The sequence below is a fragment of the Streptomyces sp. NPDC041122 genome (assembly GCF_055592445.1).
This window is the reverse complement of sequence record NZ_JBVIYQ010000001.1, coordinates 650,498-671,863: the sequence shown is the minus strand read 5'-3', so window position 1 is coordinate 671,863 and position 21,366 is coordinate 650,498. Positions and strand designations below refer to the sequence as shown.

Genomic DNA, 21,366 nt, shown 5'->3' with positions numbered 1-21,366 from the left:
GCCCAATGGTCGACCCCGAGTGCACTCTCCAGGGCCAAATGGGGGATGGTAGAGACAGTCAGGGCACCTCGAAGAAGAGGCACAACGTCGGTGAGGGATGACGTGAGCGAGAACGCTAACAACGGTGTAGTACTGCGGTACGGCGACGACGAGTACACCTACCCGGTGATCGAGTCGACCGTGGGCGACAAGGGCTTCGACATCGGGAAGCTCCGCGCCCAGACCGGTCTGGTGACCCTGGACAGCGGCTACGGCAACACCGCCGCCTATAAATCCGCCATCACCTATCTCGACGGTGAAGAGGGCATCCTCCGGTACCGCGGCTACCCGATCGAGCAGCTGGCCGAGCGCTCCACCTTCACCGAGGTGGCGTACCTCCTGATCAACGGCGAGCTGCCGAAGGTCGACGAGCTGGCCACGTTCAAGAACGAGATCACGCAGCACACCCTGCTGCACGAGGACGTCAAGCGGTTCTACGACGGCTTCCCGCGCGACGCCCACCCGATGGCGATGCTGTCGTCGGTCGTCAGCGCGCTGTCGACGTTCTACCAGGACAGCCACAACCCCTTCGACGAGAAGCAGCGCCACCTCTCGACGATCCGCCTGCTCGCCAAGCTTCCGACGATCGCGGCCTACGCCTACAAGAAGTCGCAGGGCCACCCGGTCGTCTACCCGCGCAACGACCTCGGCTACGTCGAGAACTTCCTGCGCATGACCTTCTCGGTGCCCGCCGCCGAGTACGAGCTGGACCCGGTCGTGGTCTCCGCGCTCGACAAGCTCCTGATCCTGCACGCGGACCACGAGCAGAACTGTTCGACCTCCACCGTGCGTCTGGTCGGCTCCTCGCAGGCGAACATGTTCGCCTCGATCTCGGCCGGCATCTCGGCCCTGTGGGGCCCGCTGCACGGTGGCGCCAACCAGTCGGTCCTGGAGATGCTGGAAGGCATCCAGGCCTCCGGCGGCGACGTCGACACCTTCATCCGCAAGGTGAAGAACAAGGAAGACGGCGTGAAGCTCATGGGCTTCGGGCACCGCGTCTACAAGAACTTCGACCCCCGGGCGAAGATCATCAAGGCGGCGGCGCACGACGTCCTCTCGGCGCTCGGCAAGTCCGACGAGCTGCTCGACATCGCGCTGAAGCTGGAGGAGCACGCGCTGGCCGACGACTACTTCGTCGAGCGCAAGCTCTACCCCAACGTGGACTTCTACACCGGTCTCATCTACCGGGCCATGGGCTTCCCGACCGAGATGTTCACCGTGCTCTTCGCGCTCGGCCGGCTGCCCGGCTGGATCGCCCAGTGGCACGAGATGATCAAGGAGCCGGGTTCGCGCATCGGCCGCCCGCGCCAGATCTACACCGGCGAGGTTCTCCGGGACTTCGTCCCGGTCGAGGGTCGCTGACCCCACCGGGCCGCCGGGCACAAAGCGGAAAGCGCCCCGCCGTCGATCCCCCCACGGGTCGACGGTCGGGGCGCTTCCCTTTTTCCCGGTGCGGATTCCCCCCACGGGATCCGGCCGGGCGTCTGTGGATGCCCTGCGGTCTGCCGGGACGCGTACGTACGGGAGGGCCGCTCAAAGCTCCCCGGTGCACGTGCCCCGGCAACGCAATTTCCGAGGAACATCCCCCAAGATGTCCCTCGATGCCGGAAGGCGTCCCCCAAGACATCTTCCTGCATCGCCCCATTAGACTCGCGACCCGCCTCAATGGTTACGTGCCAATCACTGTGATCTGCGTCTCTTGCATATGTCGCAAACAGGCGCAAGAGCCCCCGTATGGGGATTCTGTGACCAGGGTGAGGATGCTGAAACGGCCCTGTGAAGGGGTTATGTAAACGTCCTCAGGCGGAGGCTGTTGGTCACCACGAAGACCGAGGAGAACGCCATCGCGGCGCCCGCGATCATCGGGTTCAGCAGACCGGCCGCGGCGAGCGGCAGCGCGGCGACGTTGTAGCCGAAGGCCCAGAAGAGATTGCCCTTGATGGTGGCGAGGGTCTTCCGGGAGAGCCTGATGGCGTCGGCCGCCACCCGCAAGTCCCCGCGCACGAGTGTCAGGTCGCTCGCCTCGATCGCCGCGTCCGTGCCGGTGCCCATCGCCAGGCCGAGGTCGGCGGTGGCGAGCGCGGCGGCGTCGTTCACGCCGTCCCCGACCATCGCCACGACCTTGCCCTCGCCCTGCAGCCGCCGTACGACGTCGACCTTGTCCTCGGGCAGGACCTCCGCGAACACGGCGTCCGGCGTGATGCCCACGGTCTCGGCGACCGTCGCGGCGACCGCCCGGTTGTCACCGGTGAGCAGCACCGGCGTCAAGCCGAGCGCGCGCAGGTCCCGTACCGCGTCGGGGCTGGTCTCCTTCAGGGCGTCCGCGACCCCCAGGACGCCGCGTGCGACGCCGTCCCAGGCGACCAGGACGGCGGTGCGGCCCGCGGCCTGCGCCGCGTCCCGCAGCTCCGTGACGGCCTCCAGACCGGTCACGCCCGCCGCCGCGAGGAGCCGCTCACGGCCGGCGAGCACCGCGCGCCCCTCGACCGTGCCGCGCACCCCGGATCCGGCGACGTTCTCGAACCCCTGGGGCGTCCCCAGCGCGCCCACCGCGATCCCCAGCCGGTCCGCGGCGCCCGCCGCGACGGCCCGGGCGACGGGGTGCTCGGAGGCGTGCTCCAGGCCGCCCGCGAGCCGGAGGAGCAGTTCCTCGTCGGTGCCCCCGACGGCGTGCACCTCCGTCAGCTCCATGCGCCCCGTCGTCACGGTGCCCGTCTTGTCCAGGACGATCGTGTCGACACGGCGGGTGGACTCCAGGACCTCCGGACCCTTGATGAGAATGCCGAGCTGGGCGCCGCGGCCGGTGCCGACCATCAGGGCCGTCGGCGTCGCGAGGCCGAGCGCGCAGGGGCAGGCGATGATCAGGACGGCGACGGCCGCGGTGAACGCGGCGGTGGCGTCGCCGGTGGCGCCGAGCCAGCCGCCGAGCGTGCCGATCGCGATGAGCAGCACCACCGGCACGAAGACGCCGGCGATCCGGTCGGCGAGCCGCTGCACCTGGGCCTTGCCGGTCTGCGCGTCCTCCACAAGCCGCGCCATGCGGGCCAGCGAGGTGTCCGAGCCGACGCGCGTCGCCCGGACCACGAGCCGCCCGGCGACGTTCACCGTGCCGCCGGTCACGGCGGCCCCGGCACCGACGTCGGCCGGCACGGATTCGCCGGTCAGCATCGAGGCGTCCACGGCGGAGGTGCCCTCGACGACGGTGCCGTCGGTGGCGACGGTCTCGCCGGGCCGTACGACGAAGAGGTCCCCGACGGCCAGCCGCCCCACCGGCACCCGCTCCTCGGTGCCGTCCCGCAGCACCGCCACGTCCTTGGCGCCCAGCTCCAGCAGGGCGCGCAGCGCCGACCCGGCCTTCCGCTTGGAGCGGGCCTCCAGCCAGCGGCCGAGCAGGATGAACGTGACGACGCCCGCGGCGACTTCGAGATAGATGGTGGAGGCGCCCTCGCCGGGCCCTGCCGTGAGGTCGAAGCCGTGCCGCATCCCCGGCATCCCGGCGTCGCCGACGAACAGGGCCCACAGGGACCAGCCGAAGGCGGCGAGCGTGCCGACGGAGACGAGGGTGTCCATGGTCGCGGCCGCGTGCCGCAGATTGGTGAACGCCGCCCGGTGGAAGGGGAGTCCGCCCCAGACGACGACGGGCGCGGCCAGCGTCAGCGAGAGCCACTGCCAGTAGTCGAACTGCAGGGCGGGGACCATCGCGAGCAGCACGACCGGCAGGGCGAGCAGCGCGGAGACGGTCAGGCGCTGCCGCAGGACCTCGGGTTCGGCGATGTCGGCGGTGGTGGGGGCCGCCGGGGCGGCGTCCGTGGGCTCCGGCGGGGGCGGGACGATCTCCTGTGCCGTGTAGCCCAGCTTCTCGACCAGGGCGATCAGCCGGCCGACCTCGACCCCGTCGGCGTACTCGACCTTCGCCTTCTCCGTGGCGAGGTTGACCGAGGCGGTCACGCCCTCCACGCGGTTCAGCTTCTTCTCGATGCGAGAGGAGCAGGAGGCACAGGTCATTCCGCCGACGGCCAGTTCGACCGCGGTGACCCCGGTGTCGGTCGTGGCGCTGGAGACTTCCGTCATGGCTCTTCCGTACTGCTTCCGTGCTGCTGCTTCAGGCGTGTTTGCGGGGGGTGGGACGGCTCCGGGCCCCGGGGCGCCGACGACGGCGCCACAGGGCCCGGGGTGCCCGGCGGGCCGCCGGTCGGACGTCGCGGCCCGCGGGTGCGTCAGGCCGTGACGCCGACGAGCTCGTAGCCCGCCTCGTCGACGGCCTCGCGCACGGCCGCCTCGTCCAGCGGGGCCTCGGAGACCACGGTCACCCGGCCCGTGGACGCGACGGCCTTGACGGAGCTGACCCCCGCGATCTCCGAGATCTCCGCGGTGACCGCGCCCTCGCAGTGCCCACAGGTCATCCCCGTCACCGCGTACACGGTGGTGACGGCGCCCTGCGGCGCCTCGGCGGCGCCGGAGTGGCAGGAGCCGCTGGGGGAGCAGCAGGAGTCGGCCGACTCGGAGGCGGCCTGCGGGAGCTCGGTCTGGGCGCTCATGTCGTTCTCCTCGGGAAGGGGTGGGTGTACGGATGCGGCGTAGCGTGCAGGAGGGGGCCCCGGAGTCCCGGTAACCTCCTGCCACACTTCGACACTATACCCCTAGGGGGTATTTCTCAACGAACCGGGGACGCGGCCTCAGCCTCTGCGTCCCCGGTTCCCCGGCCGGGCCGCGACCCAGGTGCGGATGGTGTCCGCGTACCAGTAGGGCTTTCCGCCCTCCACGTGGTCGGGGTCGGGCAGCAGACCGTGCTTGCGGTAGGAGCGCACGGTGTCGGGCTGCACCCGGATGTGCGCGGCGATCTCCTTGTACGACCAGAGCCTGCGGTCGGTCATCGGTGGCACCTCCCTGCGCGCACCCAGGGCGGCCGGAGAGGCCGACGGGGGAGCTGGGTGCGACGCGTGGCGATCACTCAGCCTGTGCCCGGTGAACGACGCTGAGTGACCACGGGGGAGCGGCTGTCGACCGCCTGTGACGCAAGACCCGCGTACGCGAGACATGTGTGACAGGACGGGCGTGTTTGTGACAGAAGTGGCGTGGCGGAAGGGCGCGTTGCGCGGGACAAGGGGCCGCGATCGGAGCAGAATCCGCCGCGCAGCGGCGGCGGGCCGGCGCGGGTTTCGCAGGAGGTGCCCGGTCGCGCTGCTACGCGCCGCACGACCGCAGGTAGGAGCGGGTGCGGCGGGCGATCGGCAGCGGCTCGTCCGGGGCGCACGGATACATGTCCTGCTCCACGATGGCGAAGAGTTCCACGCCCAGCCGCTGGGCCGCGGCGAGGACGGGCTCCAGGGCCGGCACCCCGGCGGGCGGCTCGCACATCACGCCGCGCGCCACCGCGGGCCCGAACGGCACCTCCCGCTCCCGCACCTCGGCGAGGATGGCCGGGTCGACCTGCTTGAGGTGCAGATAGCCGATGCGTTCGCCGTACGTCTCGATGAGCTTGAGGCTGTCGCCGCCGCAGTAGGCGTAGTGGCCGGTGTCCAGGCAGAGCGAGACGAGGTCGGGGTCGGTGGCGTCGAGGAACCGGGCGACGTTCTCCTCGCCGTCGATGTGGGTGTCCGCGTGCGGGTGGACCACCACGCGCAGCCCGTACCGCTCGCGGACCTCGTGGGCCAGGCGCTCGGTCTGGGTGGTCAGTTCGCGCCATTGTGCGGGGGTGAGGACGCGGTCCTCCAGGACCTCGCCGGTCTTGTCGTCGCGCCAGAAGGCGGGGATGACGACGAGGTGTCCGGCGCCCATGGCCTGGGCGAGCGCGGCGTTGTCCGCGACGTGCGCCCAGGTCTTCTCCCAGACGGCGGGGCCGTGGTGCAGGCCCGTGAAGACGGTGCCCGCGGACACCTTGAGGCCGCGGCGCGCCGTCTGGGCGGTCAGTTCGGCCGGGTCGGTGGGCAGATAGCCGTACGGGCCGAGCTCGATCCACTCGTATCCGCACGCGGCGACCTCGTCGAGGAAGCGGTGCCAGGGCACCTGCCGCGGGTCCTCGGGAAACCACACGCCCCAGGAGTCGGGCGCCGAACCGATCCGGATGCGAGACAGCGTCGTCATGTCAGCCAGACTCCAGGCCGTCTCGGAACAGTGTCAAGCAGTGGTCCGAATGTAAGGACAAAATGTTGACAGGGTTCCCGGGGCGGGATTAGACCTGGGGGCACACGAGGCGATGAAGGGGCGTGCAGGGTGTCCGATCCGTTCGACGTCATCACGATGGGCCGGATCGGGGTGGACCTGTACCCCCTCCAGGCGGGGGTGCCGCTCGCCGAGGTGGCCGCGTTCGGGAAGTTCCTCGGCGGCTCCGCGAGCAACGTCGCGGTCGCCGCGGCCCGCCTCGGGCGGCGCGTCGCCGTCATCACGCGCACCGGCGAGGACCCCTTCGGGACCTATCTGCACGGCGCGCTGAGGGAGTTCGGCGTCGACGACCGGTGGGTGAGCCCGGTCCCGGGGATGCCGACTCCGGTCACCTTCTGCGAGATCTTCCCGCCGGACGACTTCCCGCTGTACTTCTACCGGCTGCCGAAGGCGCCCGACCTGGAGATGTACGCGGACGAGCTCGACCTCGACGCCGTCGCGGCGGCGCGGATCTTCTGGATGACGGGGACGGGGCTGTGCGCGGAGCCGAGCCGGTCGGCCACGCTCGCAGCCCTCGCCCACCGGGCGCGGTCCGGGACGACCGTGTTCGACCTGGACTGGCGGCCGATGTTCTGGGCCGACCCCGAGGAGGCGCGGCCCCACTACGCGGCGGCCCTCGCGCACGCCACCGTCGCCGTCGGCAACCTCGACGAGGTCGAGATCGCCACGGGGGAGCGCGAACCGCGCGCGGCGGCGCGGGCGTTGCTCGACGCGGGCGTCGAACTGGCCGTCGTCAAACAGGGACCGGCCGGAGTCCTCGCGATGAACCGCGCGGGGGAGGCGGTGCGGGTGCCGCCGCTGCCGGTGAAGGTCCTCAACGGACTCGGCGCGGGCGACGCGTTCGGCGGGGCGCTCTGCCACGGGCTGCTCGCGGGGTGGGAGCTGGAACGGATCATGCGGTACGCCAACGCGGCGGGGGCGATCGTCGCTTCGCGGCTGGAGTGCTCCTCCGCCATGCCGTTTCCTGGCGAGGTCGCCTCGGTGGTGGAAGCGGGGGCCGTCACATGAGGGCTGCCGTTGCGCGGGCGTGCCGTTCGCGGGGCTCTGCCCCGGACCCCGCTCCTCAGGCGCCGGAGGGGCTGAGTCTGTCTCACATGAGGGTTGCCGTTGCGCGGGCGTGCCGTTCGCGGGGCTCTGCCCCGGACCCCGCTCCTCAGACGCCGAAGGGGCTGAGTCTGTCTCACATGAGGGTTGCCGTCGCGCGGGCGTGCCGTTCGCGGGGCTCCGCCCCGGGCCCCGCTCCTCGAACGCCGGAGGGGCTGAAACTGCCGTGAGTTCCGTCGACGTCGGCGCGCTCGCCCGTGTCCGGGCCCGGCACCCCGAAGCCGTCGCCGAGGCCGCCGCCCGGCGTCCGCGGCGCGACCTCCTCGCGGGGAACGGGCGGCTCATGATCGTCGCCGCCGATCACCCCGCGCGTGGCGCGCTCGGCGTGGGGCGGGACCCGTTCGCCATGGCCAACCGGGCCGACCTCCTCGGCCGGCTCTGTCTCGCGCTGTCGCGGCCCGGTGTCGACGGCGTGCTCGCCAGCGCCGACGTCCTGGACGACCTGCTGCTCCTCGGCGCCCTCGACGGCAAGATCGTCATGGGGTCGATGAACCGGGGCGGGCTCGCCGGGGCCGCCTTCGAGATGGACGACCGGTTCACCGGGTACCGGCCCGAGGACCTGGCCCGGCTCGGGTTCGACGCCGGCAAGCTGCTGCTCCGCGTCGACTACGCCGACCCCGGGTCCCTGACCACCCTGCACTCCGCGGCCCGCGTCGTCGACGCCATGGCCGAGCAGCGGCTGCCGGTCTTCGTCGAGCCCTTCCTCACCCGCAGGGACGGGCCGGGGCCGCCCCGCAACGACCTGGGCGCCGAGGCCGTCACCCGGTCCATCGCCATCGCCTCCGGCCTCGGCGGCACCTCCGCGTACACCTGGCTGAAGGTCCCCGTCACCGACAACCCCGATGACATGGCCCGCGTCATGGAGACCTCGACGCTCCCCGCCGTGCTGCTCGGCGGCGACATCGGCGGCGATCAGGACGCCGCGTACGAGAAGTGGCGCGGCGCCTTGCAACTGCCCACCGTGCAGGGTCTGGTCGTCGGCAGAGCGCTGCTGTACCCGTCCGACGGGGACGTGGCGGCGGCGGTCGACACCGCCGTGGGACTGCTGTAGCGGCCGCCGCGGCGGGGCAGACGGTGAGCGGGACGAACAGGCTGGGAGGCCCACATGACGTACGTACCGAAGGGGAGTACGGCCGACGGGGCGTACGCGCTCGACATCGATCCGGAACGGGCCGGCTGGGCCTACTCCGCCCTGCGCGTCGTCGAGCTCGGGCCGGGCGGCACGCATGCCTTCGACACCGGAGGGAGTGAATGGATCGTGCTCCCGTTGACCGGCGGCTGTACGGTGCAGACAGCAGACGGGATCATCGAACTGCTGGGCCGTGACGGCGTGTTCGGCGGAGTCTCCGACTTCGCTTACGTGCCGCGCGACGCCCGGATCCAGATCGCCTCCGGCGCGGGAGGCCGCTTCGCCCTGGCAGGAGCGAAGTGCGAGCGTCGACTCCCCGCCCGCTACGGCCCCGCGCCGGAGGTACCCGTGGAGAGCCGGGGCAGCGGCACCTGCGCCCGCGAGGTGCGGGGCTTCGCGGCGGCGGACGCCTTCGACTGCGACCGGCTCATCGCCGTCGAGGTGATCACGCCCGGCGGCAACTGGTCCTCGTACCCGCCGCACAAGCACGACGAGCACCTGCCCGGCGTCGAGGCGGAGCTCGAGGAGATCTACTACTTCGAGATCGAGGCGCGGGAGGGCCGTGCAGGATGGGGGTACCAGCGGGTCTCCCCGTCCCGGCCCGGCGGAACCGACGTCCTCGCCGAGGTCCGCACCGGGGACGCCGTGCTGGTGCCCGACGGCTGGCACGGGCCGTCCATCGCCCAGCCCGGCCACGCCATGTACTACCTGAATGTGATGGCCGGTCCGGGCGAGGAGAGGGAGTGGCGGATCCGCTTCCACCCCGACCACACGGAGGGATATCGATGACGCAGACTCAGGCGGGCACCGTGCGGCTGACCACCGCACAGGCGCTCGTACGCTTCCTGTCCCGGCAGTTCACCGAGCGGGACGGGGCGCGGCAGCGGCTGATCGGCGCGACCTGGGGCATCTTCGGGCACGGCAACGTGGCGGGCCTCGGCCAGGCACTCGTGGAGCACGCCGACGCCATGCCCTTCCACCAGGGGCGCAACGAACAGGCCATGGTGCACGCCGCCGTCGGGTACGCCCGCCAGTCCGGGCGCCTCGCCACGCACGCCGTCACCACCTCCATCGGCCCCGGCGCCACCAACCTCGTCACCGGCGCCGCGCTCGCCACCGTCAACCGGCTGCCCGTCCTGCTGCTGCCCGGCGACACCTTCGCGACCCGCCCCGCCGACCCGGTGCTCCAGCAGCTCGAAGTGGCCTGCGCCGGCGACGTGTCGGTCAACGACTGCCTGCGTCCGGTGTCCCGGTACTTCGACCGCGTGAGCAGGCCCGAGGCGCTCATCCCCGCCGCGCTCGCCGCGATGCGGGTGCTCACCGACCCCGCGGAGACCGGCGCCGTCACCCTCGCGCTGCCGCAGGACGTGCAGGCGGAGGCGTACGACTGGCCGGCGGCGTTCTTCGCCGAGCGGGTGTGGACCGTGCGCAGGCCCGCCCCCGACCCGCGCGAACTCGCCGCCGCGGTGGCCGCGGTGCGCGAGGCCCGGCGGCCGCTGGTCGTCGCGGGCGGCGGCGTCCACCACAGCGCCGCCGAGGACGCCCTGCGGGAGTTCGCCGAGGCGACCCGGATCCCCGTCGCCGCCACCCAGGCCGGCAAGGGCTCGTTGCGCCACGACCATCCGGCGGACGTCGGCGGCATCGGGCACACCGGCACCGCCACCGCCGACGAACTGGCCCGCACCGCCGACCTGGTGATCGGCGTCGGCACCCGCTACAGCGACTTCACCACCGCGTCCGGCACCCTCTTCGAGGGCTCCGGGGTGCGCTTCCTCAACCTCAACATCGCGCCCTTCGACGGCCACAAGATGGCGGGCACCACTCTGATCGCCGACGCGCGCGCCGGCCTGGAAGCCCTCACACAGGCGCTGGGCGGCCACCGCGTCGAGCCCGCGTACACCGTCGAGTACACCGACGACAAGGAGCGCTGGGAGCAGCGCGTCGACGCCGCGTTCCAGGCCGACGAGCCGGACATAAGGCCCACTCAGACGCAAGTCCTCGGCCTGCTCGACGAGGTGGTGACCGACGAGGACGTCATCATCAACGCCGCCGGGTCGCTCCCCGGCGACCTGCACAAGCTGTGGCGGGCCCGCTCGCCGCGCCAGTACCACGTCGAGTACGGCTACTCCTGCATGGGATACGAGATCCCCGCCGCCATCGGCGTCGCGCTCGCCGCGCCCGAGCGGCCCGTCTGGGCGCTGGTCGGCGACGGCACGTACCTGATGAACCCCACCGAGATCGTCACCGCCGTCCAGGAGAACCTGCCGATCAAGGTCGTCATCCTGCAGAACCACGGCTACGCCTCGATCGGCGGCCTCTCGGAAGCCGTGGGCGGCGAGCGGTTCGGCACCGCCTACCGCTTCCGGGCGCCGGACGGGACGTACACCGAGGGCCCGCTGCCCGTCGACCTCGCGGCGAACGCGGCCTCCCTCGGGATGCGGGTGCTGCGTGCCAAGACCGTCCGCGACCTGCGTGCGGCACTGCGCGAGGCGCGCGGGGCAGACCGGCCCACATGTGTCTATGTGGAGACGGAAACGGCAGACACAGTGTCGGGCCCGCCCCCGGCGCAGGCGTGGTGGGATGTGCCCGTGGCCGAGACCGCGGCCCGGGAGCCGGCGGTCAAGGCCAGGAATGAGTACGACCGGCACGTCGCAGCCCGACGCCGCCACCTGTGAGAGTAGGGATGCTTGTCATGACGAAGACCGTCCACCACTGGATCGGTGGAAAGCCCGTCGAAGGCGCGTCCGGCAACTACGGCCCGGTCACCGACCCGGCGACCGGCGCCGTCACGACGCAGGTCGCGTTCGCGTCGGCCGGCGAGGTGGACGCGGCGGTCGCCGCCGCCCGCGAGGCCTTCGCGACCTGGGGCACGTCCTCGCTGGCCAAGCGCACCGCGATCCTCTTCAAGTTCCGCGCGCTGCTCGACGCCAACCGCGACGCGATCGCCGAGCTGATCGTCGCCGAGCACGGCAAGGTGCACTCGGACGCGCTCGGCGAGGTCGCCCGCGGCCTGGAGATCGTCGACCTGGCCTGCGGCATCACCGTGCAGCTGAAGGGCGAGCTGTCCACCGAGGTGGCCTCGCGCGTGGACGTCTCGTCCATCCGCCAGCCGCTGGGCGTCGTCGCCGGCATCACGCCGTTCAACTTCCCGGCGATGGTGCCGATGTGGATGTTCCCGCTGGCCATCGCCTGCGGCAACACCTTCATCCTCAAGCCCAGCGAGAAGGACCCGTCCGCGTCGATGAAGATCGCGGAGCTGCTGAGCGAGGCCGGTCTGCCCGACGGCGTCTTCAACGTGGTGCACGGCGACAAGGTCTCCGTGGACCGCCTCCTGGAGCACCCGGACGTGGCCGCCGTCTCCTTCGTCGGCTCCACGCCCATCGCCCGCCACATCCACGCCACCGCCTCCGCCAACGGCAAGCGCGTGCAGGCGCTCGGCGGCGCCAAGAACCACATGCTGGTGCTGCCCGACGCCGACCTGGACGCCGCGGCCGACGCCGCCGTCTCCGCCGCGTACGGCTCGGCGGGCGAGCGCTGCATGGCGATCTCGGCCGTCGTGGCGGTGGGCTCGATCGCCGACGAGCTGGTCGGCAAGATCAAGGAGCGCGCCGAGAAGATCAAGATCGGCCCGGGCAGCGACCCGGCGTCCGAGATGGGCCCGCTGATCACCGCGGCCCACCGCGACAAGGTCGCCTCCTATGTCACGGGCGCCGCGGCCGAGGGCTGCGAGGTCGTCCTGGACGGCACCGGCTACACGGTCGAGGGCCATGAGGACGGCCACTGGATCGGCCTCTCGCTCCTGGACCGCGTGCCGACCACCGCCAAGGCCTACCAGGACGAGATCTTCGGCCCGGTCCTGTGTGTGCTGCGGGTCGACACGTACGAGGAGGGCGTGGCGCTCATGAACGCCTCGCCGTTCGGCAACGGCACCGCGATCTTCACCCGGGACGGCGGCGCGGCCCGCCGCTTCCAGCTGGAGATCGAGGCGGGCATGGTCGGCGTGAACGTGCCGATCCCGGTGCCGGTGGGCTACCACTCCTTCGGTGGCTGGAAGGACTCGCTCTTCGGCGACCACCACATCTACGGCAACGACGGCACGCACTTCTACACCCGCGGCAAGGTCGTCACCACGCGCTGGCCCGATCCCTCGGACGCGCCGGCCGGGGTCGACCTCGGTTTCCCGCGCAACCACTGAGCCGCCCCCTCACCGGCTCTCCCGGCAGCCCCCGGCCCACGGCCGGGGGCTTCGCCGTTGGTTCACCGTTCTACGATGTGTGTGCACTACATGAAAGGCCGTGAGCCATGCCGCACATCGACATCGACTACGCCGACACCCTGTCCGGCGTCCTGGATCTGCCCGCCCTGGTGGCGGAGCTGCATCCGCTGGTGGTGGAGCGGGTGGACTCGGTCGGGGTCGGCAAGACCTTCTGCAGGCCGGCGCCCGCCTTCGTGGACGGGCGGCCGGCGGCGGCCTTCGTGCACGTCACCGTGGGCCTGCTGGCGGGGCGGGCGCCCCGGGTGAAGGCGGCGCTCTCCGAGGACGTCCTCGCGCTGCTCGGCAAGCATCTGTCCGGGGTGGCGGACGCGACGTACTCGGTGGAGGTCCGCGACCTCGATCCCTCGTACCGGCTCTGTCCGACGCACTGAGCGCGCTGAGCCCCCTGATCCCACTGAGCGCGTCGGGCGGGTCACCGAGCGTGGAGCAGGACCGTCCGGAATTCGGACGGTCCTGATTCTTTTTTGACGCCGTCCTTGCGGTTCCCGTGCACAGGGTGCAATTCGGGCAACCAATGCTCCCGCGTTCATACGCCTGCAATATCAAGGTCATATTCGGCACGGGCATGTTCATTGCGCCCCTCCGAAGCAAACTCTTGGGAAAGCCAGGCAACTTGGGGATCTTCGCGACTGCGGATTCCGTAGGTAAATGACCGTTGACGTTCCGGTTGCCCCCGGGGTTCGATGACGCGCCGGGAGCCACCGAAAGACCAGATCAACAGCCTTCGGAGGCGATAGCGCTCCCGCCGCACTCCTGCCGCACGAGTCGATCGGAACCGCGCTTCATGACCGATACGCTTCGCCCGCTCCAGACCGCCGCCGATGATTCCCCGGCGCCGGCAGCCGTCCCCGGCGATCCCCAGAAGCTCAAGCGTTCCATCGGAGTCGTCGGCGGCACCCTCCTCACGCTGTCGTGCGTGACGCCCGCCTCCACGCTCTTCGTGGTCGTCCCCGACCTCTTCTCCTCGCTCGGCACCGCCACGGCCCTCACCATCGCCATCGGCTCGCTGCTCTGCGTGGGCGTCGCGTTCTGCTACTCGGAGCTCGGCACCCTCATCCCCAGCGCCGGCGGCGAGTACGCCATGGTCTCGACGATGGCGGGCCGCCTGGCCGGCTGGCTGGTCTTCGTCCTCTCCCTGCTGGTCGTGATGATCGTCCCGCCCGTGATCGCCATGGGCACCGCCGACTACCTGGCCCCGGTCATCCACCTCGACCCCTCCTACGCGGGCGCGGGCGTCATGATCCTCGCCACCCTCGCGGGCCTGCTCGACCTGCGCGCCAACGCGTGGATCACCGGCGTCTTCCTGGTCCTGGAGGTCATCGCGGCCGGTGTGGTCGCCGTCCTCGGCTTCACGCACGCCGAGCGGGGCGCGGGCAGCCTGACGGACCTGTCGGTGGCGGGCTCCGGCCCCGGTGGCGTCGACACGGTCACCGCGATGCTCATCGTCTCCGGCCTCGCCATCGCCCTCTTCGTGACGCAGGGCTTCTCCACCGCCGTCTACCTCTCCGAGGAGCTGGAGAACCCGCGCCGCAACGTCGCGCGCACCGTCCTCGCCACCCTCGCCATCTCCACCGTGATCATCCTGGTCCCGGTCGTCGCGATCACCATGGGCGCCGACAGCCTGACCGCGCTGACCGAGGGCGACATCAGCGCCATGGTGACGGGCTGGTCCAACTCCGCCGTCGGCACGTTCGTCAGCCTCTGCGTGGCCCTCGCGATCATCAACGCGGGCATCGTCATGGTCATCCAGAACTCCCGCGTCCTGTTCGCCTCCGCGCGGGACAAGGCGTGGCCCTCGCCGGTGAACAAGGCCCTCGCCAAGCTCGGCGCGTCCGGCGCCCCCTGGGTGGCCACGCTCCTGGTCGGCGTCCCCGGCGCGCTCCTGTGCTTCGTCAACCTGGACACGCTGTACGGCGTGACCGGCGTCTCCGTGACCGGCATGTACCTGCTGGTGGCGGTCGCCGCGCTGCTCGCCCGGCGCGGCGCGCACCGGCACGGCTCGGCCTGGCGGATGCCGCTGTGGCCCGCGGTGCCGGTGGTGCTGATCGCGGTGCTCGCCTACGTCCTCAGCCGGCAGGAGGTCCAGTTCCTCCTGTGGACCGGCGGCATCGTGCTGGCCGCGACCCTGTACTGGGCGTTCTACCTGCGCCCGCGCCGCGAGACGCGGTGGCTGGTGAGCGTGCCGGAGGAGGACCACGCGGAGGCCGGGCTGCTCACCCGGGTCGTGTCGCCCCGCTCCGAGGCCTGAGGAGGCCCCTGCGCCCGGGGGCCTGAGGAGGCCCCGCGCCCGGGGGCCTGAGGAGGCCCCGCGCCCGGGGCCCTGAGGACGCCCCCGCCCCGGGCCGACCCCGGGGCGCGGCTCAGCCGAACTCCCAGCCCATCGACACGAACCGCCCCTCGTCGCTGCCGCCCGCGCTGCGGTACGTGGCCAGCGCCGCCTCGTTGTCCGTGTCGACGCCCACCCACATCCCGTAACAGCCCCGCTCCCTGGCGAGCGCGGCCAGCGCGCGGACGAGGGCGCTGCCCGTGCCGCGGCGGCGGGCGCCCTCGGCCACCGCGAGCTCGTACAGGAACATCTCCACCCCCTTGTCGGGGTGGACGGTCTCGACGCCGCTGACGAAGCCCACCGGGCGGTCCTCGTCGTCGAGGGCGAGCAGGAGGTGGTGGTCGGGGGCGGCGAGGAAGCGCCGGGCCGCCGCGGGGCGTACCGGGCCGTCGAAGAGGTGCTCGGCGGCGGTCAGTTCGGCGGGCGTGGTCGCGGGGCGGATCTGCACGCCTACCACCATCGCGGTACGCGGGGCGCGGAGTCTACTCCGCGGGGAGGCGGGCGGGTTCGGTCCGGCGGCTGCCCCGGTTGTCGGACCGCGCCCGTACCGTTGGCGTCATGGATCTACGACTGCCCAGGCCCAGGTTCCCCGTGCCGCGCGGTCCGCGCAGGCTGCTCGCCGCCGCGGCCGCCGTCGCGGTGCTCGCCGGGGTGGGCACCTGGACGGCCGCCGCCTCGGACGACGCCCCCGGCGTGCACCGCCTGGACCGCATGGTCGACACCGGCGCCGCCGACATCGACACCTCGTACTTCACCGCGGGCGACCCGGACACCAAGCGCCCCGCCGTCCTCATCGGGCACGGCTTCGGCGGCAGCAAGAACGACGTGCGCGCCCAGGCCGAGGACCTGGCCCGGCACGGGTACGCGGTCATGACCTGGTCGGCCCGCGGCTTCGGCAGGTCCACCGGCAAGATCGGGCTCAACGACCCCAAGGGCGAGGTCGCCGACGCCCGCAAGCTGATCGACTGGCTGGCCACCCGCCCGGAGGTCCAGCTCGACAAGCCCGGCGACCCGCGCGTGGGCATGACCGGCGCCTCGTACGCGGGTGCGGTCTCCCTGCTCACCGCCGGGTACGACCACCGGGTCGACGCGATCGCCCCGCAGATCACCTACTGGAACCTCGCGGACGCGCTCTTCCCCGACGGCGTCTTCAAGAAGATGTGGGCGGGCCTGTTCATCAACACCGGGGGCGGCTGCGAGAAGTTCGAGAAGAAGCTGTGCGCCATGTACGAGCGGGTCGCCGAGGCCGGCAAGCCCGACGCGGCGGCGCGCGAGCTGCTCGCCGAGCGCAGCCCCGCGGCCGTCGGCGACCGCATCAAGGTGCCGACATACCTCGCCCAGGGCCAGACCGACTCGCTCTTCCCGCTCACCCAGGGCGACGCCATCGCCAAGGGGATCCGGGCGAACCACGCGCCGGTCTCCGTCGACTGGATCGCGGGCGGCCACGACGGCGGCGACCGGGAGACGGGCCGCGTGGAAGGCCGGGTCAACGACTGGTTCGACCGCTACCTCAAGGACGAACCCGCCGCCGACACGGGCCCGGCGTTCCGCGTCACCCGCACCGGAGGCCTCGACTCCACCGACGGCGCCGCGCGGAAGCGGGGCGCGAGCGGTGACGTCTACCCGGGCCTGGAGAGCGGCCAGCGCGCGGTGCGCCTCAGCGGCAGGGAGCAGACGTTCGACAACCCGGCGGGCGCGAGCCCGCCCGCCATCTCCGGGCTTCCCGGCGTCGGCGGCGGCCGCCTCTCCCAGTTCGCCTCGCTCGGCGTGGGCGTCTCCGTCGACTTCCCCGGCCAGTTCGCCAAGTTCGACTCGGCGCCCCTGACCGAGGACCTGAGGATCACCGGCACGCCGACGGTCCGTGCGCACGTGAAGTCCACCGCGAAGGACGCGGTGCTGTTCGCCAAGGTGTACGACGTGTCGCCCGGCGGCAAGCAGAAGGTGCTGCCCTCCCAACTGGTCTCTCCGGTAAGGGTGGAGGGTGCCGGGCAGGGCAAGGACATCGAGCTGCGGATGCCGGCCGTCGACCACAAGGTCCAGAAGGGCCACAGCCTGCGCCTCGCGGTCACCTCGACCGACCTCGGCTTCGCCTCCCCGGTCGAGCCTGCCAAGTACACCCTCTCCCTCAAGGGCGACCTGAAGGTGCCGACGGCGCCCGGCGTGGAGACCGCCGCCGCACCCATGCCCTCCTGGGTGTGGTGGCTGCCGGCCGCCGGCGCGGTGCTCGCCCTCGGCCTGCTGGTCACCGCGCGCCGCCGCACCGCGGCCCCCGCACCCGACCCGGCACTCGCCGAAGTCCCCCTCCGGATCACCGACTTGAGCAAGCGGTACGCCAGGTCCACCGACCGGTACGCGGTCCGTGACGTCTCCTTCACCGTCGAGAAGGGCCAGGTCCTCGGCCTGCTCGGGCCGAACGGCGCGGGCAAGACGACCACCCTGCGCATGCTGATGGGCCTGATCCGCCCCGACGCGGGCGAGATCCGCGTCTTCGGCCAGGCGATCCGCCCCGGGGCGCCCGTCCTCTCCCGGGTCGGCGCGTTCGTCGAGGGCGCGGGCTTCCTGCCGCACCTCTCCGGCCGGGAGAACCTGGAGCTGTACTGGAAGGCGACGGGCCGCCCGCCCGAGGACGCCCACCTCGCCGAGGCACTGGAGATCGCGGGCCTCGGCGACGCGCTGGCCCGCGCGGTGCGCACGTACTCGCAGGGCATGCGCCAGCGCCTCGCCATCGCCCAGGCCATGCTCGGCCTGCCGGACCTGCTGATCCTCGACGAGCCGACGAACGGCCTCGACCCGCCGCAGATCCGCGAGATGCGCGAGGTCATGATCCGCTACGCGCGCGCGGGCCGCACCGTCATCGTCTCCAGCCACCTCCTCGCCGAGGTCGAGCAGTCCTGCACGCACCTGGTCGTCATGGACCGCGGCCGGCTGGTCCAGGCGGGCCCGGTCGCCGAGATCATCGGCTCCGGGAACACGCTGTTCGTGGGAGTGGCGTCCGAGGTCCCCGACCCGCTGGTGGAGAAGGTGGCGGCGCTGCCCGGCGTCGTCTCGGCGGTACGGGCCGACGACGGCCTGCTCGTACGGCTCGACGGCACGGAGCGGGGGAGCGCGGCACGCCTGCTGCCCGAACTGGTCCGGCTCGACGTGCCGGTGGAGTCGGTGGGCCCGCACCGCCGCCTCGAAGACGCGTTCCTGACCCTGATCGGAGGCACGGCATGAGCGCCCCCACGCCCACCCTGGAGCGGCCGACCGCGCCCGGCTACCGCGCGGGGCGCACGCTGCCGCTGCGGGTCGAGGCGGTCCGCCAGCTGAAGCGGCGCCGCACGCTGGTGATGGGCGCCGTCATGGCGCTCCTGCCGGTGGTCCTCGTCATCGCGTTCGCGGTCGCGGGCGGCTCACCGGGTTCCCGCAACGGCAGCGTGACGCTGATGGACACGGCGACGGCGTCCGCGGCGAACTTCGCCGCGACCTGCCTGTTCGTCTCCGCGGGCTTCTTGCTGGTGATCCCCGTGGCGCTGTTCTTCGGCGACACGGTCGCCTCCGAGGCGAGCTGGTCCTCGCTGCGCTATCTGCTCGCGGCGCCGGTGCCGCGGGCCCGGCTGCTCTGGTCCAAGCTGGCGGTCGCGCTCGGCATGAGCGCCGCGGCGGTGGTGCTGCTGCCCCTGGTGGGCCTGGTCATCGGCACGGTGGCGTACGGGTGGGGGCCCCTGGAGATCCCGACCGGCGGCGAGCTCCCCGCGGGCACGGCGGCCCAGCGCCTGCTGGTCGTCGTGGCCTTCGTCTTCGTCTCCCAACTGGTCACCGCGGGCCTGGCGTTCTGGCTCTCGACGAAGACGGACGCGCCGCTCGGCGCGGTGGGCGGGGCGGTCGGCCTGACGATCGTCGGCAACGTCCTGGACGCGGTGACGGCGCTCGGCGACTGGCGCGACTTCCTGCCGGCGCACTGGCAGTTCGCCTGGGCGGACGCGTTGCAGGCGCAGCCCGAGTGGGCCGGCATGATCCAGGGCTCGTCGATCTCGGTGACGTACGCGCTGGTGCTGTTCGCGCTGGCGTTCAGGGGGTTCGCGCGGAAGGACGTGGTGAGTTGACGGGGTGGGCCGGCGTGGTGGGTCGACGGAGTGGGCCTAGGGGAGCCGGCCGTGCGGTCTCGGCGCGTCTGCCGTCCTGAGAACCCCCCTCGCGCCATGCCCCGCACCCGGGTGGAGCCTGGGTGCGGGGCCCGTTCCGTGTCAGGGAACGCCAGCGACAGATGTGCCGTCAGCCGTCAGGCGCGGTGTCTGAACCAGAGGTTCACTCGCTGCACACCGTTGCTGAAGACGCCGGGGGCGCAGTAGTAGTACTCCTGCGCGTCCCTCGGGTGGTGGCGGTCCAGTTCGAGGTTCCCCTCGTACTTGAACCTGTCGCATTCGGTCCAGTTGTAGGCGCTGACGCCGGTGTCGAGGGTGCGCACCAGGTCGTTGCGGTACGTCGCCGCGGTGGCGGTTCCGGCGCCTGCGATGAGTGCTCCGGCGGCCGTTGCTCCGGCCAGGACTACGCCGACGGAAGCCCTCGTCATGCGCTTCATGATCATGCTCATCTCTGTCGAGTCACGGGCCCTCGGATCGAGGCCCCGGCTCGGAGACCTGTGCGGGAGGCGGGAGGTTGCCCGATTTCTTGATCTTCCTCGAAGTGGTCGCACGTGCCGCGCCGAAGCCCGGAGACGGATCTGATCCGGCGAGCTGGACCACCTCGGCCCCGGACCTGACGACCGGTCGGGGCGAACGCCGTCGCAGTACGTCGAGACGAACGCCGTCGCAGTACTAGGTCTCACGCCCGATGCGCACGGCGGACGCGCTGTCTAAGGTCGGCCCCCATGCACCCCACGAAGATCACCCCACGCGACACGGCGCGGCGCAGGCGCGACACCGTGGACCGGCTCGGCACGGAGCGCGACATCTGGGTGTCGACGTCCCACCCCGGCCACGGCCCGCACCAGATACCGCTGTGGTTCCTGTGGGACGGGCAGGCGGTGTGGATGTGCACCGGCGCGACGTCCGCGACCGCACGCAACGTACGCGAGGAGCCGCGCGTCCGACTGGCCCTGCCGGACTCCTTCGACGTGGTGCTGCTGGAGGGGCGGGCAGAGGCGCACCCGGCGACGGAGGTGCCGGGGGAGCCCGCGGACGCGTTCGCGGAAAAGTTCGGCTGGGATCCGCGGACGGAGCCGGGCCCCTTCGTGTACGTGCGGGTGCGGCCGCGGACGGTGCGGGCGTGGCGCGGCGAGTCGGAGCTGCGGGGCAGGACGGTCATGCGGGAGGGCGCGTGGCTGGCGTGAGGCGGGCCTCCGCCGACGCGGCGCGACGCGGCGTGCTTCCTTCTCACCCTTTCTCACCCGCCGCCGCAGAACGTGGTCCTGATCGACCGCACGATGAGGTCGGCCTGGTCGTTCGTCACGTCGAACCGTCGAGCCGTGTCGCGCCGCACCTCGTCGTCGCCCGACCCCTGTCTGACGTCCAGGCAGACCCACCCGGCGTCGTCCACGGCTCGCTCCTCGTCCGAGACGAGCCGCGGGTCGATGGCTTCGAGATCGTGCAGCAATATCTCCTGCTGTCCCGCTTCCGGGGAGGGCGGCCCCGCGACGGGCTCGGCGCCGCCTGAGCCCGAGGAGGCCGAGGTCCCGTCGTCCTGCGCACAGCCCGCCATCGCCGTGGCGGCGATCACCGCGCACAGGACCACCCTCGTCACACGCTTCATCTCTGCCCCTCCAGTACTACCGCGTCACCCCCGAACCGGGATCGACGTCATCACCCGCGCAGTCAATACCACGTCAACTGTCCCGGCCTCTGGTGATAGAAGCCCCGGGGCCCCTGCGGTTCGCCACCTTCCAGACAGAGGCACGCGGAGGGCGGGGAAGAGCGGGCGGACCTGGACGACTGTTCCGCAACAAGCCCGCTCCCCCTGAGGACGGGTTTGCCGTCGAAGCGGCGGCCGGCCGACCCGAAGATGTGCGTTCCGCGCCCCAGCCGCATCAGCCCCGCGGTGAGCCGCACCGGGGACACGACCAGCCCGTCGGAGACGAGAGGGATAAGGAGGAAGAGGTTCCACTTGTCCCGGGCCGCCGGCCCGGTCCACAGCGCGACGATGACCGCCGGCTCATCACCATCCGGAACGCACCCTCGTACGTAATACGGCTGCGCGACCGGCGCGTCCACGTAATGCGACAACGCGCCGGCAACGCCCCGCTGGGCCCGCGCCACGCACTGGGCCGAGCAAAGGGGCGGGGATCCAGGGATGGTCACGTGGTGCTCCTGGCTCAGGGGTTTCCGGGGGTGACTCTCCTGCTCACCGCCCGCC

Annotated in this window: 18 protein-coding genes; 11 read left to right on the top strand and 7 right to left on the bottom strand. The window is 72.1% G+C overall.

Going from position 1 to position 21,366, the window contains the following annotated elements; translation table 11 throughout:
• Positions 1-102: 102 nt before the first annotated feature.
• Positions 103-1,401, top strand: coding sequence for a citrate synthase (locus ACZ6B8_RS02855; protein WP_355819913.1), 1,299 nt, complete (start codon positions 103-105; stop codon positions 1,399-1,401).
• Positions 1,402-1,824: 423 nt separating this feature from the next.
• Here ACZ6B8_RS02855 and ACZ6B8_RS02850 read toward each other — a convergent pair whose 3' ends face one another.
• From ACZ6B8_RS02850 to ACZ6B8_RS02835, 4 genes are all read right to left on the bottom strand, one after another.
• The gene (locus ACZ6B8_RS02850) at positions 1,825-4,110 is read right to left on the bottom strand and encodes a heavy metal translocating P-type ATPase (RefSeq protein WP_471606077.1); all 2,286 of its coding nucleotides are present in this window, start codon (positions 4,108-4,110) and stop codon (positions 1,825-1,827) included.
• Between the two features lie 146 nt (positions 4,111-4,256).
• Complete coding sequence (locus ACZ6B8_RS02845) at positions 4,257-4,577, bottom strand: heavy-metal-associated domain-containing protein (protein ID WP_471606076.1); 321 nt, start codon at positions 4,575-4,577, stop codon at positions 4,257-4,259.
• A 138-nt stretch (positions 4,578-4,715) separates the two neighbouring features.
• Positions 4,716-4,913 carry a MerR family transcriptional regulator gene (locus ACZ6B8_RS02840; protein WP_471073732.1) on the bottom strand — a complete coding sequence of 66 codons (198 nt, stop codon included), beginning with the start codon at positions 4,911-4,913 and terminating at the stop codon, positions 4,716-4,718.
• A gap of 310 nt (positions 4,914-5,223) precedes the next feature.
• On the bottom strand, positions 5,224-6,123 hold the full coding sequence (locus tag ACZ6B8_RS02835; RefSeq protein WP_471073735.1) for a sugar phosphate isomerase/epimerase family protein: 900 nt from the start codon (positions 6,121-6,123) through the stop codon (positions 5,224-5,226).
• A 129-nt stretch (positions 6,124-6,252) separates the two neighbouring features.
• Between ACZ6B8_RS02835 and iolC the strand changes: the two genes are divergently transcribed.
• The 7 genes from iolC (at position 6,253) to ACZ6B8_RS02800 (ending at position 14,958) form a co-directional block, all read left to right on the top strand.
• Positions 6,253-7,209 (top strand): 5-dehydro-2-deoxygluconokinase, encoded by a 957-nt coding sequence (iolC, locus tag ACZ6B8_RS02830; protein WP_471606075.1) that lies wholly within the window; start codon positions 6,253-6,255, stop codon positions 7,207-7,209.
• Between the two features lie 262 nt (positions 7,210-7,471).
• Positions 7,472-8,356, top strand: a complete 885-nt coding sequence (locus ACZ6B8_RS02825; RefSeq protein ID WP_471606074.1) for a Cgl0159 family (beta/alpha)8-fold protein — start codon at positions 7,472-7,474, stop codon at positions 8,354-8,356.
• A 54-nt stretch (positions 8,357-8,410) separates the two neighbouring features.
• Positions 8,411-9,223, top strand: coding sequence for a 5-deoxy-glucuronate isomerase (gene iolB, locus ACZ6B8_RS02820; RefSeq protein WP_471073744.1), 813 nt, complete (start codon positions 8,411-8,413; stop codon positions 9,221-9,223).
• Positions 9,220-11,109 (top strand): 3D-(3,5/4)-trihydroxycyclohexane-1,2-dione acylhydrolase (decyclizing), encoded by a 1,890-nt coding sequence (gene iolD / locus ACZ6B8_RS02815; RefSeq protein ID WP_471073747.1) that lies wholly within the window; start codon positions 9,220-9,222, stop codon positions 11,107-11,109. Before iolB ends, iolD begins: the two co-directional genes overlap by 4 nt.
• A gap of 17 nt (positions 11,110-11,126) precedes the next feature.
• Positions 11,127-12,629, top strand: coding sequence for a CoA-acylating methylmalonate-semialdehyde dehydrogenase (gene mmsA / locus ACZ6B8_RS02810; protein WP_471606073.1), 1,503 nt, complete (start codon positions 11,127-11,129; stop codon positions 12,627-12,629).
• Positions 12,630-12,736: 107 nt separating this feature from the next.
• Entirely contained in the window at positions 12,737-13,081 is a 345-nt protein-coding gene (locus ACZ6B8_RS02805) for a 5-carboxymethyl-2-hydroxymuconate Delta-isomerase (RefSeq protein WP_471073753.1), read from the top strand.
• 413 nt (positions 13,082-13,494) lie between these two features.
• A complete protein-coding gene (locus ACZ6B8_RS02800; RefSeq protein WP_471073756.1) occupies positions 13,495-14,958 on the top strand; it encodes an APC family permease in 1,464 nt (487 codons plus the stop codon).
• 112 nt (positions 14,959-15,070) lie between these two features.
• Here ACZ6B8_RS02800 and ACZ6B8_RS02795 read toward each other — a convergent pair whose 3' ends face one another.
• On the bottom strand, positions 15,071-15,484 hold the full coding sequence (locus ACZ6B8_RS02795) for a GNAT family N-acetyltransferase (RefSeq protein ID WP_471606072.1): 414 nt from the start codon (positions 15,482-15,484) through the stop codon (positions 15,071-15,073).
• Between the two features lie 110 nt (positions 15,485-15,594).
• Between ACZ6B8_RS02795 and ACZ6B8_RS02790 the strand changes: the two genes are divergently transcribed.
• On the top strand, positions 15,595-18,252 hold the full coding sequence (locus tag ACZ6B8_RS02790; protein ID WP_471606071.1) for an alpha/beta fold hydrolase: 2,658 nt from the start codon (positions 15,595-15,597) through the stop codon (positions 18,250-18,252).
• Complete coding sequence (locus ACZ6B8_RS02785) at positions 18,249-19,121, top strand: ABC transporter permease (RefSeq protein WP_471073765.1); 873 nt, start codon at positions 18,249-18,251, stop codon at positions 19,119-19,121. Before ACZ6B8_RS02790 ends, ACZ6B8_RS02785 begins: the two co-directional genes overlap by 4 nt.
• Before the next feature lie 176 nt (positions 19,122-19,297).
• Here ACZ6B8_RS02785 and ACZ6B8_RS02780 read toward each other — a convergent pair whose 3' ends face one another.
• The gene (locus ACZ6B8_RS02780) at positions 19,298-19,588 is read right to left on the bottom strand and encodes a hypothetical protein (RefSeq protein WP_471073768.1); all 291 of its coding nucleotides are present in this window, start codon (positions 19,586-19,588) and stop codon (positions 19,298-19,300) included.
• A gap of 297 nt (positions 19,589-19,885) precedes the next feature.
• On the opposite strand from ACZ6B8_RS02780, the gene ACZ6B8_RS02775 reads away from it, so the two are divergent.
• Positions 19,886-20,347, top strand: a complete 462-nt coding sequence (locus tag ACZ6B8_RS02775; protein WP_471606070.1) for a pyridoxamine 5'-phosphate oxidase family protein — start codon at positions 19,886-19,888, stop codon at positions 20,345-20,347.
• A gap of 53 nt (positions 20,348-20,400) precedes the next feature.
• Here the strand turns inward: ACZ6B8_RS02775 and ACZ6B8_RS02770 are convergent, their stop codons facing one another.
• Complete coding sequence (locus ACZ6B8_RS02770) at positions 20,401-20,766, bottom strand: hypothetical protein (protein ID WP_471606069.1); 366 nt, start codon at positions 20,764-20,766, stop codon at positions 20,401-20,403.
• Positions 20,767-21,366 lie beyond the last annotated feature (600 nt).